The organism is Balneola sp. (genome assembly GCA_003712055.1).
GTDB lineage: Bacteria > Bacteroidota > Rhodothermia > Balneolales > Balneolaceae > RHLJ01.
In genome coordinates this window covers 234,296-249,098 of record RHLJ01000001.1, presented here as the reverse complement: position 1 = coordinate 249,098, position 14,803 = coordinate 234,296, and the positions used below count along the sequence as shown (strand labels likewise).

Sequence of the window (14,803 nt, the reverse complement as noted above, 5' to 3'; positions counted from 1 at the left end):
CGTTCTTTTTTTTGTGCTAAGAAGTGAAGACTAAAAGCTATAATTGCATTTTCATAAGTACCAGCCAAGGAATAACATTGAACAGAATAATAGACAGTTTATAAAAGGTAATGGCTTTGTAGTGGATTAGATTGAATTGCTCACGGGGCATTTCGAACCATTGGCTATGCATTTTGTATACAAAGCCGGGGAAAGCCATAATCCAAACTGCCCACCAGGCTAGAATGGTAATATTGAAAATGCTGCACCATTTAAAGAATTCATAGAGCATTTCGATATTCATAGGTACCTCCTTATTGGTTAAAGGACATCTATGAGTTAACAAAGAAGTGTGAAAATGGTGTGAATTTAATATCTAGTAAAGCGACTTAGTATCAATCCGATAAACTTCTTTATTCGCTACTATTTTTTAAATCGCTAGGGAGTAGAGGTTTATTCTCATTCGATTTTAGAATTTCAATTGACCGACTTGATATATAGTTAAAAACCTTTACGCCATTTTCGTAGGCTTTATCAACATTGGCCGAAATTGTAGTAAGGGCGGCAATAATTAGGATTGTTTGAGATATTTTAGATAAGACTTTATTCCAAGATGTCTTTTTCTTATTCAGCTCGTCTATAACATCTTGTAATTCGTTTTCTAAAACTTCTGAAGAAGCCCCAGGAAGTGTGCTAGATATACTTACAATGCTTTGTTTATATTCTTCAACTAATTTTTTTAAATGAGTTTTATTGATCTTTCTTGGGTCATATAAATCATTTATGATCAGTACATCTTCATTTTTAACCCACCATTGTTCGGCTTGTTTTGATACTGCACCAGACATATTTGAAAGTCGAATTAATGCAGTTGTAATATCCAAAAGAAGTTGAGAAGTAATTCTTGTCTCATTTTGTTCTGGAAGTGATAAGGAAAAACTAGAAATTCTAATCTCGTTAAATAAAGTGTTAAAAAAAGAAGAAGATCTTAGCTTTCGATTCGATAGTAATCCCAGTTTTACAGCATTTTGAGAAAGGTTTAATTTCTCTTCAGTTTCTTTAATTCTATTACATATCTCTGTATTGAATTGCTCTGCAATTTGTACTGTGGCAAAGAAGCACTCCTCAAATTTTAATAAAAAACCATCTCTATCTTCAATGAAAAATTTTTCAGTATTAATACAGTTTGCACATGCTTGAAAGTACCTTTTAGCAATCTCTAATTTTTTTGAAGCTTGGTGATCGGGAGTATTGGGATCTAATAAGACTTCTAATTCCTTGAATTTGAAATCCATATTATCCATCACTTATGCCATCTCCGGTACATGCTCCGGCTTGGCATCTTTATAAGCAGGGCGTGGCTTCAATCCAAAAAGCTCAAACATATGCATGTCTTCATCCAGGGCATTATTGTCTGTAGTAAGCAGCTTTTCACCTGTGAAAATGGAATTGGCTCCGGCCATAAAGCAAAGAGCTTGCTCTTCAAAATTCATTCGAACACGACCTGCAGAAAGACGAACCATAGACTCCGGCATAAGGATACGCGCAGTGGCAATCATTCGGGCCATCTCCCAGCTTGGTACTTTGGGCTGACCTTCCATTGGGGTTCCATCAACAGCAATTAAGGCGTTAACCGGAACTGACTCAGGATGTGTATCGAGGTTAGATAGGGTATGAAGGAGTCCAATTCTATCTTCATGAGTTTCACCCATTCCAATGATACCTCCGGAGCATACAGAAATATTGTTATCCTGAACTCTTTTGATTGTGTCTAACCGATCTTCATAAGTACGGGTAGTAATAATCTTCTTGTAGAAATCTTCGCTGCTGTCCAGGTTATGGTTGTATGCATATAGTCCAGCATCTTTAAGTTTCTCAGCTTGATCATCGGTAAGCATTCCCAATGTAGCACAAACTTCGAGGCCCAAATCAGCTACTTCCGTAACTACTTCGAGTACCTGATCAAAGTCTTTGTTTTGTCGAGCACTTCTCCAGGCTGCACCCATACAGAATCTAGTGCTTCCGGCTGCTTTAGCTCTCTCAGCAGCAGCAACAATCATTTCTTTAGGCATTAGCTTCTCGTTATTTACTCCTGTGTTATAACGAGCCGATTGAGGGCAGTAAGAACAGTCCTCTGAACAACCACCAGTTTTGATCGATAGTAATGTACAAACCTGGACTTCTCCGGTTTCATGGAACTCTCTGTGAACCGTTTGGGCCCGGTAAATAAGCTCCATAAGAGGGGAGTGGTAGATTTCGGAAATTTCTTCTAGCGTCCAGTCGTTTCTTACTTCAATCATAGGGTGCAATCGTTTTAAGTTGAGAAGAAAGTAAGAGGATTCCTTTCAAAACCCAACGCCCAAAAACCATCTCCTGTTAATGCTAAATAGGATTTTCTTTCTAATGTTTATTAACTTTTCTTAATCAATCTATTGATCGGAAGCTCATAAATGCTTACGCTTGAACAACTTTAACAGGATTTTTTTAGGATTTAGCCAATGAACATATTAGTTGTAGAAGACGATCCTTCGGTACGTACTCTGGTAAAAGCTGTTCTTGAGCATAACGGTAACTCCGTACAAGCTAAAGATACCGCAGCATCTGGAGAAGCGGCAGCTATTGGAGGTGACTTTGATATGATCATCTTGGATTTGGGGCTCCCGGATGGCGACGGCTATGAGGTTTGTAAAAATATTAGGGATAAAAATGTAAAGACACCGGTTCTTATTCTTTCAGGAGAACAAGAAACAGACGTTAAGGTAAAATGCCTTAAAGTTGGTGCAGATGACTACCTTACAAAGCCATTTAATACCGAAGAACTTATAGCAAGGATGGAAGCTATCCAGCGCCGATCAGAATCTGGTAGCGATCAGCTTCTTACTTGTGGTGAACTTAAAGTTGATTTATTGAAACGTGAGTTTTCTATCAACAATGAGAAGGTTCAACTCACCAATAACGAATTTAATCTTCTAGTTTACTTCCTCAAGAATAAGAATAAGATCGTAACGCAAGAAGAACTTGCTGAAAAGGTTTGGGATATTCATTTTGACACTCAAACAAATTATATCAACGTATATATCAGTTACCTCAGGAAAAAAATCCGTGAGTATTCTGAGGTTGATTACATCGAGACCATCCGAAAAAAAGGATTCATGTTCCGTTGCGAATGATTTAAACATACACAAGTTTTGAGCCCCCACACTTTTTTAGTGTGAGGGCTTTTTTGTTTATGGATAAGGACACTTACACTGAAAAATTAATAGACTACCTCAAGGAGTTCACTACTGAAGCCCGGTGGAATACCATCCAGGATGTGTTGTCAAAAAGAACGACTCATCTGACTGTTGTGCTCGAAGATTTGCACAAATCCCATAATGCAAATGCAGTACTAAGAAGTTGCGACGGTTTTGGAATACAGGATATCCATATTATAGAAAACCGAACCGCATTTGATACAGAAAGCACAGTATCTATCGGAGCTCATCAATGGTTAACACTTCACAAATACAACGATGAAAGTCAGGATAATGTAGAGACGTGCTTCAAAAATCTTAAGGGGGAAGGGTATACAATCATTGCAACTACTCCACACGAAAGAGATGTAAACCTACATCAACTTTCGGTATCTGATAAAACAGCATTGGTATTCGGTTCTGAAAGAGAGGGGATAAGTGACCGTGTTAGAGATTTGGCAGATGGTTTTGTTAAGATTCCTATGTACGGTTTCAGTGAGAGTTTTAATATTTCAGTGAGTGCTGCAATTTGCCTATACGATTTAACTAATAAACTTCGAAGTGGGAATATAAACTGGCAGCTTAGTGAAGATTATAAAACAGAGCTTGCCTTGCTTTGGCTTAAGAATACCATCAAAGCTTCCGATAAACTCGTTCAAAAATTCGAAGAAGAATTCAGAACATCTACCTAGGTAAACGTTCCTCAAGTTGGGCAGTACCGTATGCGAATATAGCCATGGTTGCTATACACTCATTGAAGTCATCAATATTGAGTTTATCGATGGTGTCGGCGTCGGTATGGTGGTACCAAAAGTATTGCTCGCCATTTACACGTAATCCCATTCCCGGAACTCCTGCTCTCATTAGGGGGCCGATATCAGCTCCGCCGCCACCTCTACTTACTTCACCCGATTCGATTTCCTTTAGGGGTAATCCCATGGCAGTAAGAATTTCAAAGGCTTCATCACTACCTGAAAAACCAAATCCTATAGGATCAAAAACTCCGGCATCTGATTCCATAGCCAGAATATGATTGTCTAACGATTTTTCATCTTCTTCCACCCAGCGTTTATACTCATTTGCACCAGCTAGACCATTTTCTTCATTAGTCCATAGCACAACCCGAATAGTTCTTTTTGGAGTAAGCCCAAGTTTCTTGATTAGTCTAAGAGCTTCCCATGCGGCAACACAACCACCTCCGTCGTCCATCATTCCAGCACCAACATCCCAGGAATCTATATGACCACCAAGCACTATAATCTCGTCTGGGAATTCTGAACCTTTAATCTCCGCGATTACGTTTCTTGATTGAGTATCCGGTAAGTTTTCAGCTTCCATCTTCAACGTGACTTCAAGAGTTTCTCCTCGATCTGCAAAACGTTGCATTAATAGAGCGTCTTCAACAGTGATAGCAGCGTGGGGAATTTTTGGAATACCTTCCTGGTACCGCATAACTCCAGTATGAGGAGTCTGCATTGAATAGGAAGCGACAGAGGCAATCATACTTGCTACAGCGCCGTGCTTGGCTGCTTCAGCAGCTCCATTTACTCTATAAGAAACGGTTTGGCCATAGGTAGTAAATTCCGCATTAAAAAGGACAATTTTTCCTTCTACTTCATCACTGCGTTCCTGTAGTTCATCAAAGCTTTTAACAACCAGCACCTCTGCAGTTATCCCTTCATGGGGAGTTCCGATACTACCACCCAACCCAAGCATTGGGAGGTTTCTCTCAACTGGGATATTAAGCGTAGCTGATTCTTTACCTCGTACCCAATGTGGAACTGTTACTGGTTGAGTCCATACTCGATCAAAACCATCCTTTTTCATTTCTTCAACTACCCAATCTATTGCATTTTCTAAAGTTTGAGAACCACTTAATCTAGGCCCATAATAATCTCCCAGATAAGTCAGTCGCTCCCAACCGAGTTCATTTTCTACAGAGGCTTTTATCAACGCTTCAGCTTCACTTGCAAAAGTTGCCGAAATGGAAGATTGAGCGTTTAGATTGCCAATAGGTATGCTAATAAAGATGGTGAGTGATAGAAATAGAAAAGCAGATCGTTTCATAGTTTATGTTTTATTCGGCTAAAGAAATAAAAAAGAGGAGAGGAGAAATGAAAATATTTGAAATAAAAAATCCCGACATGTCGGGATTAAATCAATCAAGGGAATTTACATTGGTTTCAGAAATTCTTCTGAACATCATATACTCTTCTGGTGAGGTATCAGCAAAAAGGTAGAGGAGAGGGTCAACCGCAATACCATTGAGATGAACTTCATAGTGAAGGTGAGGCCCTTCAACTAATCCCGAATTCCCTGATTTAGCAATTTCTTCACCTCGTTTAACTTCGGTTCCAACTTTAATTCCATTCCCATATGCTGATAAATGAGCATAAAGAGTTTCAAATCCATATCCATGGTCAATAATTACAATTCTTCCGAGATTCCCCCTTCGTCCTGCATATTTAATAGTACCATCACCAGTGGCATAAACAGGAGAACCAATTTCGGCACGGAAATCAACTCCGTTATGAGGACGGCTATATTGAAGAACTGGGTGAAATCGTAGACCATATCCACTGATAAGAATACCGCTACCAGGCTTTATTGCAGGTATATGCTTTAATTTATCTCTATTGAGATTGTATTGGTTTTTGATTTCTTCAAAGCTCAGATTTTGGATCCCTATTCTGCGCTCAAGGGTTTCAACTTTATTGGAAGTCCAACTTAAAAGTTCAGCTGTAGACTTACTGTAAATATCAAATTCCTCATTCGGATTGACTCCACCTGTACCTGCTTGTCGTTCATCAAGGGAAATTTCATTGAGTCCAAGAATGGATCGGTAAACTTCGTTATCACGATTTGCTAATTCTTCCAGGCTTTCATCAAGCTCAACCAAGGCTCCCTTAGTAGATTCAAGCTGCTCACTTAACGCTTCATTCTCGGCTTTCAGAGCAAGTTCGGCTGGAGTACCTATTTTAGTTGAAAGAAGGATAATTCCAATACCAGCAAAAACAATCCCAGTTAAAATCCAGATTGATAAATTATAGATAACCTGCTCTTTGCGGTTATAACTTATGGGAATAAATTCACAAGATTTCTCGTCGTAGTAGTAATGATTTTCTAAAGACATCTAATCAATAATCTTACAGCGAAATAAGTTAACGACTATAATTTCTTGATAAAAGAGTAATCCAAAACTCTAATGTTACTCCATATCACCTTCAAAATACTCGATTGCGCGTTTGATTGATTTGTCCTTTCCTTTTGTTTTTTTTGCAATACTTGATTGTATTCGATCTTGAAAAGCTTTTGCCGGATCGTAACCGTAGTGTTTTAACAAATGATTCATTGCTATTACTTCTGCGATTACCGTAATATTTTTTCCAGGTGTGATAGGTAATTTTATATAAGGGATTTCCAGATCCAGAATGGATAATGTATCATGATCCAACCCTGTTCTATTGATGTCTTCCTCATCGTCCCAGAGCATTAATTCCATTACCACTTCCAATCTTTTCTGGTAACGGATAGATCGTATGCCGAACATAGACATAACATCTACTATACCGAGGCCTCGAATTTCCATAAAGTGCTTACTCATCTCAGTAGCAGAAGCCATTAACACACTACTTTTTTTAGTAAGCATAACAACATCATCAGCTACTAATCGATGTCCTCGCTCTACCAGGTCAAGAGCAACTTCACTCTTTCCAATACCGGATCTTCCGGCTATAAGTATACCAATACCGTAAACATCCACCATTGCTCCATGAACGATAGTTTGCAAAGCGAATTGATCGTCCAGGAAATCCCTCAAGAGAAACATGAAACGAGTTGTCTCATAAGGTGTCATGAATATCGGAATTCCTGCTTCTTCAGCTATATCTAAAAGATACTTTGGGAGTAAGTTCCCATCGGTTAGGAAAATTACCGGAATTTGAAACTGAGTAATATTTCGAAAAGCTTCTTTCTGTTTGTCTTCAGGTAAGTTTTCGAGGTATTGAGTTTCGGTATTCCCAATTACCTGTATCCGTTGGAAAGTGAACAGCTTTAAATACCCAGCTAATGCCAGTCCTGGCCGCGTAAGTTCGGCTTCAGTTACATATCTGTGATCTCCGCAATCTCCTGCTGCACATGCTACTAAATTTATATGTACACGTTCTTGCAGTCTCTTAATGAGGTAGGTAACAGAGATCTTTTCCTTAATAGGTATAGCTGGCTGTGGTGAAAATGGCATATCTAATTAATGAGTGCTGAATTTTTTTTCTTTATAGCGTTTCAATTGACGAGAGAGGTTCTCGACTGCAGCAAGTACTGCCTGTTCATACTTTGGGGCTTTTTCTGAAGCGGTAAGTACTTTATTTGGTATCTGAATTATGATCTCCGCTTGTTGAGGATTGTCATTATCTGCGTTTGGATTTAGTACAATACTACAACTCACAATTCTATCATAGAAAAGCTTAAGCTTAGCTACGGAGTCCTCGCAGTAGTTTTTTAGTTCAGTGCTTGCTTCAAAATGACGTGCTGTAAATTGGATATTCATGATTTCTCCTTTTCTAAGTTTTTGCTCTTGGATGTGCTTGTTCGTAAACGTTCTTTAGGCGCTCAACACTAGTATGTGTATACACCTGGGTTGCAGCCAGGTTCGCATGTCCCAAAAATTCCTTGATTAATCGTATATCGGCTCCATTATCTAACATGTGGGTAGCAAAACTATGCCGTAATACATGTGGGCTCTTCTGAGTGACTTCACTCTCTTTCTTCAGGTATTTCTCTACCATGTATCTTACTGAGCGATCATATGTTCGTTGTCCGCTAGGAGCTAAGAATAAAGCCCCTTGAGCATCTGCATCGGTACGTTCACCATATAACTCCGGGCGCTTTGATATAAAAGTTTTTAGAATAGAAACTGCAGTACTTCCAAGAGGGATAATACGCTCTTTGTTTCCTTTTCCAGTAACTGTGATTTGACCATTTCTCAGATCAACGTCAGAAATGTTTAGCCCAACAAGCTCGCTTACCCGGATTCCAGTACCATAAAATACTTCAAGAATAGCTCGATCCTGAAGGTTCCTTGTAGAATCCAATTCAATATTTTCAAGCATTCTTGTTAAATCCTCAGGAGTAACCGTTTTAGGTAATACTTTATCCTTTTTGGGTACAACCAAGAGGTGAGCAGGGTTCTTTTCTATAAAGCCTCGTTTGAATGCATATTTAAAAAATGATCTAAGAGCAGCAACTTTACGTGTTATCGAACTTTTCGAAAGACCCGCATCGGATAAATCTCCAAGCCAAAGTCTTATAGTAAGTCTGCTTATTGTTTTAATTCCAACTTCTTCTATAGAAATCTCTTGCTGACTGGCACAAAATTTTAGAAATGAATTGAGATCATTTTCATAAGAGAGAATAGTATGAGGGGAAGCATTACGTTCAACCTGAAGGTATTTCAGATATTTCTCTACTACAGATTTCATTGCTTGGAATATGTTTATCTGAACAACAAAAAGAAACAGTATAAATCTCAATTTTTATACTTCACGGCCTTTCCAAATCGCTTTTCTTCCGCTTAGTTTATCCACAATCAAAACAACAGCTAAAGCATGAAACCATAGAACTGAAAGTGGATGCAAGAAACCTGTGATAAAACTCCAGCCGTATTTATAATTAAGAATCGTTCTTTGAAGATATTGTGAAGCGATTACTATACTGCTCAAAATAAGAATTGAATTAGCTCCCGATAAAATGGCATAACACAATGTAATCCATGGCACTATAAATACAACAGTATGGATAGCCCACATAAAAAAGAATTCAAAAAAATTGCCAAAACCAGCCAGAAAATTCTTCTTAAACCCATTCCAAATCTCTTTATGTGAGCTGTACATTTTGCAATACACGGTGTCTATTCCATCAAACATTTGTAGCGAAAGTTCTTTTCGCTTGATTAAACGGGCTAACTCAACATCTTCAACTACTTCCTTTTTTACTACTTCATGTCCGCCAATTTCTTGGTAGGATCGTTTATGGAAGGCTATGAATTGTCCACAAGCTGCAGCGAATTTTTTATTAAGGCGTTCTGCCATAAATGATGGCATCCATTTTGGATTCTGTTCTACATAAATAGCGGGGAGTAATGTGTAGAGAGTAAAATAGACAAGGGGAACAATCATATTTTCCCAAAACGAGCCGAGCCTCTGTTGGGGCCATACTGTAACGACATCTTTTTCCTGTAGTGCATGAACCGCCTTTGAAACAGCTTCTTTTTCTAGCCAAACATCAGCATCAATAAAAATTAAGATATCTCCATTTGCTGCTTCTGAGAGCTGGTGGCAAGCCCAGGGTTTGCCCAGCCAATCATCAGGTTTTGGGTTGCCTCTAATATGGGTTAGATTCGATACAAATGAAGCAATACCAGAGATAATAGATGAGGTTTGATCTGTGGAATTATCATCAAGCACTAATACTTCGAATGAAGGATAGTCTTGTTTTAGAACACTGGTAATGCATTTTTCTATTACTTCTTCTTCATTCCTGGCAGGTATGCATATGCTTACAAGTGCTTCTGATGATGAGTTTTTTGAATCAATACTGACCAGGCTCTTAAATTCAAATAGGTTTCGAATTAAGACAATTGAAGTAATAATCAGGTATGCCAGGGCAAAGTAAAGAATGTAAATCATATCGAACGAAAGGTACTGAACGCTTGGTTGACCATCACCATGAACAACCGTTTATTTAGGGATGAACATTTCCACTAAACTCAAAGATGAACATATTGATCCCGAGAAACCCTCATCAGGATATGAGTGGTGGTATTTTGATGGTCTAAGCTTTGATAAGCAATGGTCGTTTGTGATTATTTTCTATGAAGGGAATCCGTTTTCGCCTCGATATATCGAAGCTCTAAGGGATGAAGAAGCAACCCCAGATCAGTTCCCGGCTATTAGTATATCAGTATATCATAAAGATAAACCTGAATACTACAGCTTTGTAGAATACAAGCCAGGTTCTTTTCATTGGAACGAAGAAGAAGGAAGTGCAAGAATCGGGAGTAATTTTTTTCAATGGAAACAAGATCATAAATCTCTTGAATATCGGTTGCTTATTGCACAGCAATTGGATTCAAATCACTCAATACAAGCCAATTTACTTTTCAAAAGTACTGAGCTCAGTGAAGGATTAATTGAACATAGTTCTGATGACCGTCACTTCTGGAACCTTTTGCAACCCAGAGCTGAAGTCACAGGTTCAATAATATTAGAAGGTAGAAGGGATCATAGTGTGTTGTTTAATGGGGTGGGGTATCATGATCATAACACAGGGTATGAACCTTTAAAGGATAGTTTTGAAGACTGGTATTGGGGCAGAATTCATTTTCCCCAGTATACCTTAGTATACTATATCATGAACGGCTTGAATGGAAAGCAACAGCATGAAGCATGGCTGATTTCAAAAGAAGAACAGATTATTTCAAGAACCTTCGAAAATCTTGAGTTATCCGATTTTTCCAAAACAAAACTAGGATTGAATTCTGCTCGCAGCATACGCCTTGGATCCGGAGATACTTCAATAACTTTAAATCAGTCTAGAGTTTTAGATAATGGGCCTTTTTACCAACGATTTCTGGCAGATGCTACGCTAACAGATCAGGAAGGAAGCTTCAAAGCAAAAGGGATTACTGAATACATCAAACCCGATCGGATTTATGAAGAAAAATACTGGTGGATGGTTCGGATGAGGTTGCGATTCCTATCTCAAAAACCACATTGGGTACAAAGATCTAAGATGTTGTATCAATGGACCTGGTGAGAACATCTAACATTGAACTCTCAACGTTGAATGTTCAAAGTTCGAAGTTCAACGTTTATTCGGTCTCCTGATTAATAAGGAGCATTATTTCCTTTTCAAATAGGATTGTTAATTCATTGCTGTCCATATTTTTATCAAAATTAACTTTCTCTCCAATTGAGATAAATAAATCGGGCTTGCTGGCTTTTGAATGGTCTATCCTAAATACTATCGGTACAAAATCTATTCCTTTAGTTTTTTTATACATCCAGCTTAGCCCCGGTTTAAATGTTGGGTTGTCATTTGAGGGTGGGACAAGTTCTCCCTCCGGATAAATAAAAAGACAGGAGTGAGGTCTTTGCAATGACTTAACTGCATAACGTAAGGAGCTAATAGAAGACTTTGGGTCATTCAGATTAATAGAAAAGGCTCCAATCCTCGAAAAGAAGGGATATTCTTTCATCTGCTTGTCTTCCATTAAGGCCCTGGCTTTCTGTTTAAACAGTTTATTATTCAGGTAAAGAGGCAATAGTCCATCCCACCAATAATTGTGATTGATAAAGTAAACGGTGCTGGATTCTTTGGATGGAGTATACTTTTGCGAAATGCTCACCGATCGAAAGCGGAGTTTTAAAAGCAAGCGCGTGTACCAATAGAAAAACCAAATAATAAACCTGGATTCCTTCGCGGGAATAAATTCCAAAATTTTCTTTTTTGGGGATGATAGGACAAGGAACCGTATCTTCCAATTATGAAGAAGCACAGAGGAGAACAAGTGGTCACAATCACACATTCGGAGGTTGAAGAGTATGCCCAGAGGAATACCACTTCTGAATCTGAAGAGATCAAATCATTGATGGAGACTTCCGATCAGGCTTTGGAATACATCGATATGCTAAGTGGTCGTCTGGTTGGGCAATTACTTAAGATGCTTATCAAAATATCAGGAGCTGAACGTGTACTTGAAATAGGTACTTTTACAGGATACTCCGCAATTATGATGTCTGAGGCATTGCCAGAAAATGGAGAGGTGTTCACACTAGAGATGAACATGAAGTATCACGATTTGGCCAAAAAGCATTTTGAAGCATCGAAAGTTGGACACAAGATCACTCTAGTGAAGGGAAACGCTCAACAAACCCTTAAAATGCAGGAAGGAAGTTTTGATTTAATTTATCTTGATGGCGATAAATTGAGATACACGTTTTATTACGAGCAGTCTCTGGCTAAGCTTAAGCCCGGAGGCCTAATTGTAGCTGATAATGTATTGTGGGATGCTACCGTATTAGAACCAAAAGATCATAAAGCACAAGCAATTGCGGATTTTAATGCTCATGTAACAAACGATGAGCGGGTAGAACAGGTTTTACTGCCAATTAGGGATGGCGTTTCCATCATCAGAAAGAAATAATCAAAGAATGGCTGAAATTGTAAACAAGGTAAAGGCAAATGAAAAGCTGATCACTTTAGATCTGGCTAAACTATTTCATGATCCCACTCCAATAGAAACATTGGATATCAAGGATTTTCTGCACATGGGTTTACTGCTTAAAGAGAATGACTTTAGGGAGCATTTAGTCAATCACGACTGGTCTCAGTATAAGGGGAAGTATTTGTCAGTCTTCTGTTCTACAGATGCCATTATTGCTCCCTGGGCATGGATGTTGATTACTTCATATGCATCAGAACCTGCTAAAGAAGTTTTCCATTTATCTCCTGAAGAAGTACTTCATGACTTATATCGAAAAAGGGTTGAAAATCATGAATGGGAGCAATATCAGGGCAAATTTATCTTACTAAAAGGGTGTGGAGATATACATATTCCGGATTCAATTTACTTATTGGTTACCAACAAATTACTGGGCACAGCTAAAAAGATAATGTATGGAGAAGCGTGCAGCTTTGTCCCTGTTTGGAAGGCGTAGCTTGCCATTTAGGCTGTTTCTTCAAGTGTCTCTCTAAAAATTCTGTTTAGCTTTTCAGTATCTGGGTACTTCTTAAAATCAAAGTCTTTTAAAAAAGCTTTGAAGTAAGTAATTCTTTCCTCCAGAAAGTTATCAATAGTTTCAATTTTGGGTTCCCAATCTAGTTCTTCACCTGATTTTTTTCGGGTAAGTAGGTTAAGAATTTCAGCTTTCAAATTATCTTCTCTAATCTCAGATTCTACCATTGTCTCAAATTCCATCGGAGCCATTTTATTTGTTCTTTCTATCCAAGAACACGCCAATACAGGTCTCAGGACATAGAAATATTTTTTGATTCTTACTTTCTCACCTTTCAGATACTCTCGAAAATTACCTTCTGCCATACTTAGGTAATGGTACATACAAGATTTCGGGTTGAAATATTCTTTTGAAGCTTTTCTAAGTTTACTGATTGTTGAAAAATCTTCTTTATAGACAATTGGACTATCAAGCCATTCCATAAAAGGAGGGTTCGATTTACGAAATAGCTTTAGAGTTTTTCTAAGCTCCCAACCACTTAAATCTATTTCATTTGGTAAAATCCTTACATAACTATCTTTTTTGTCATCAATTGATAAATACCATTCTTGATTGTGTATATATATAAACCTTACATCCCAATCACTATTTTTGGAAGGAAATCCCCATGCTCTGCTTCCTGATTCAACTGCATATAGGATTTTTATTTCCATTTCATGCTCTAATTTCTGTAACTCTTTTTTAATTTCCTTTTCCATGAACTTAAGATATATCAATAAAGACTGATTAACAGGTATGAAAGCATTTTTAACAGGCTCGTCCCGCGGAATTGGCAAAGCTATTTGTGATCTATTATTGGTTAATGGATTTGAGGTTATTGGAACTTCCACATCAACCGTAAACCAATCAAACAATAGCAAATTCCGGCATATAGTATGTGATTTATCCAATCAACAAGAGCTTAAAAGGATAAAGCAAGAGTTCTCAGAAAAAGCGATCCCCGAAGTATTAATAAACAATGCGGGAATGTTTAGGGAAGCTGATTTTGATATTTCTGATGAAGAGTGGTTAGAAACATGGGACATTACTCAGCAAGTAAACCTTAGATCGTCTGCTCTTCTCTGCAAATGGGCTATAAACGCATGGAAAGAACAGGGAATAGAAGGACGAATCATAAATATCTCGAGCAGAGCAGGGCAGAGGGGAGATACACAAGAGTATGCTGCATATTCAGCGAGTAAAGCAGGAATGATTGGTTTAACAAAAAGTATCTCCCGCAGCTTTGGAAAAGCTGGTATCACCGCATATACGATAGCACCTGGTTTTGTAGATACTGATATGGCCAGAGAATCTATTGAAGTATATGGAGAGGAATACCTTACACAGGGCTTAGCCTTAGATTCTATTGCTCCAACCGGTGAAATAGCGAACCTGGTTCTGCTGCTAGCCGAAGGTAAACTCGCTCACGCAACTGGTCAAACTTTTCATATCAATTCTGGGTCGTACTTACCTTGACTTTTACGTCATCCTTGAGAAGTCAAGTAATTTGTTGACAATTTTGGTTAAACTCAGTTAGTCATAATTCACTTCCCACCGCTTCTTAATGAAGTCATCCCGAACTTGTTTCGGGATCTTATGGAATGGCCGGAAATGTACTATCATCGTTACTCTTTACACCGAGAAGAACACTCTTTCGATACATCCCTTGTTATATTTTGAGGAGCTCTATAGCTCCAATCCTCACAAAGATCCCGAAACAAGTTCGGGATGACCCTGAAATAGAACATTTAGTATAGATTCATGAAATCCCAGTATTCAGAGTTGTCAACAAATTACCTGACTTATACAAGGATGACA

General features: G+C 38.3%; 17 protein-coding genes. 6 read left to right on the top strand and 11 right to left on the bottom strand.

Features of this window, described 5'->3' with window-relative positions; translation table 11 throughout:
• Nucleotides 1-37: 37 nt before the first annotated feature.
• The 3 genes from ED557_01150 to bioB form a co-directional block, all read right to left on the bottom strand.
• Nucleotides 38-283, bottom strand: a complete 246-nt coding sequence (locus tag ED557_01150) for a hypothetical protein (protein ID RNC85411.1) — start codon at nt 281-283, stop codon at nt 38-40.
• Nucleotides 284-392: 109 nt separating this feature from the next.
• Entirely contained in the window at nt 393-1,283 is an 891-nt protein-coding gene (locus ED557_01145) for a hypothetical protein (GenBank protein ID RNC85410.1), read from the bottom strand.
• A gap of 3 nt (nt 1,284-1,286) precedes the next feature.
• Nucleotides 1,287-2,279, bottom strand: a complete 993-nt coding sequence (gene bioB, locus ED557_01140) for a biotin synthase BioB (protein RNC85409.1) — start codon at nt 2,277-2,279, stop codon at nt 1,287-1,289.
• Nucleotides 2,280-2,477: 198 nt separating this feature from the next.
• On the opposite strand from bioB, the gene ED557_01135 reads away from it, so the two are divergent.
• Both ED557_01135 and ED557_01130 read left to right on the top strand, forming a co-directional pair.
• Complete coding sequence (locus tag ED557_01135) at nt 2,478-3,149, top strand: DNA-binding response regulator (GenBank protein ID RNC85408.1); 672 nt, start codon at nt 2,478-2,480, stop codon at nt 3,147-3,149.
• A 59-nt stretch (nt 3,150-3,208) separates the two neighbouring features.
• The gene (locus tag ED557_01130) at nt 3,209-3,904 is read left to right on the top strand and encodes a TrmH family RNA methyltransferase (GenBank protein ID RNC85407.1); all 696 of its coding nucleotides are present in this window, start codon (nt 3,209-3,211) and stop codon (nt 3,902-3,904) included.
• Here the strand turns inward: ED557_01130 and ED557_01125 are convergent.
• The 6 genes from ED557_01125 to ED557_01100 all read right to left on the bottom strand — a co-directional run bounded on the left by ED557_01125 (nt 3,897) and on the right by ED557_01100 (nt 9,895).
• Nucleotides 3,897-5,279 carry a peptidase M28 family protein gene (locus tag ED557_01125; GenBank protein ID RNC85406.1) on the bottom strand — a complete coding sequence of 461 codons (1,383 nt, stop codon included), beginning with the start codon at nt 5,277-5,279 and terminating at the stop codon, nt 3,897-3,899. The genes ED557_01130 and ED557_01125 overlap by 8 nt on opposite strands.
• Nucleotides 5,280-5,370: 91 nt before the next feature.
• Entirely contained in the window at nt 5,371-6,345 is a 975-nt protein-coding gene (locus tag ED557_01120) for a M23 family metallopeptidase (protein ID RNC85405.1), read from the bottom strand.
• A gap of 75 nt (nt 6,346-6,420) precedes the next feature.
• Nucleotides 6,421-7,452, bottom strand: coding sequence for an HPr kinase/phosphorylase (locus ED557_01115; GenBank protein RNC85404.1), 1,032 nt, complete (start codon nt 7,450-7,452; stop codon nt 6,421-6,423).
• A gap of 6 nt (nt 7,453-7,458) precedes the next feature.
• A complete protein-coding gene (raiA, locus tag ED557_01110; GenBank protein RNC85403.1) occupies nt 7,459-7,758 on the bottom strand; it encodes a ribosome-associated translation inhibitor RaiA in 300 nt (99 codons plus the stop codon).
• Nucleotides 7,759-7,771: 13 nt separating this feature from the next.
• Nucleotides 7,772-8,689 (bottom strand): tyrosine recombinase XerC, encoded by a 918-nt coding sequence (locus ED557_01105; protein RNC86131.1) that lies wholly within the window; start codon nt 8,687-8,689, stop codon nt 7,772-7,774.
• A 54-nt stretch (nt 8,690-8,743) separates the two neighbouring features.
• Entirely contained in the window at nt 8,744-9,895 is a 1,152-nt protein-coding gene (locus ED557_01100) for a glycosyltransferase (GenBank protein RNC85402.1), read from the bottom strand.
• Between the two features lie 61 nt (nt 9,896-9,956).
• Between ED557_01100 and ED557_01095 the strand changes: the two genes are divergently transcribed.
• Nucleotides 9,957-11,024: a hypothetical protein gene (locus ED557_01095; GenBank protein RNC85401.1), complete on the top strand. Its 1,068-nt coding sequence runs from the start codon at nt 9,957-9,959 to the stop codon at nt 11,022-11,024.
• Between the two features lie 55 nt (nt 11,025-11,079).
• On the opposite strand, the gene ED557_01090 is transcribed toward ED557_01095, so the two are convergent.
• A complete protein-coding gene (locus ED557_01090; GenBank protein RNC85400.1) occupies nt 11,080-11,706 on the bottom strand; it encodes a hypothetical protein in 627 nt (208 codons plus the stop codon).
• A 48-nt stretch (nt 11,707-11,754) separates the two neighbouring features.
• Here ED557_01090 and ED557_01085 point away from each other — a divergent pair, with 48 nt between their 5' ends.
• Together ED557_01085 and ED557_01080 are read left to right on the top strand one after the other, a co-directional pair.
• The gene (locus ED557_01085) at nt 11,755-12,414 is read left to right on the top strand and encodes a methyltransferase domain-containing protein (protein ID RNC85399.1); all 660 of its coding nucleotides are present in this window, start codon (nt 11,755-11,757) and stop codon (nt 12,412-12,414) included.
• A gap of 7 nt (nt 12,415-12,421) precedes the next feature.
• The gene (locus ED557_01080; protein RNC85398.1) at nt 12,422-12,928 is read left to right on the top strand and encodes a DUF2480 family protein; all 507 of its coding nucleotides are present in this window, start codon (nt 12,422-12,424) and stop codon (nt 12,926-12,928) included.
• Between the two features lie 8 nt (nt 12,929-12,936).
• On the opposite strand, the gene ED557_01075 is transcribed toward ED557_01080, so the two are convergent.
• Nucleotides 12,937-13,704, bottom strand: a complete 768-nt coding sequence (locus ED557_01075; GenBank protein RNC85397.1) for a nucleotidyltransferase domain-containing protein — start codon at nt 13,702-13,704, stop codon at nt 12,937-12,939.
• Nucleotides 13,705-13,741: 37 nt separating this feature from the next.
• Here ED557_01075 and ED557_01070 point away from each other — a divergent pair, with 37 nt between their 5' ends.
• Complete coding sequence (locus ED557_01070; GenBank protein RNC85396.1) at nt 13,742-14,461, top strand: SDR family oxidoreductase; 720 nt, start codon at nt 13,742-13,744, stop codon at nt 14,459-14,461.
• The last annotated feature ends 342 nt before the right edge of the window (nt 14,462-14,803 follow it).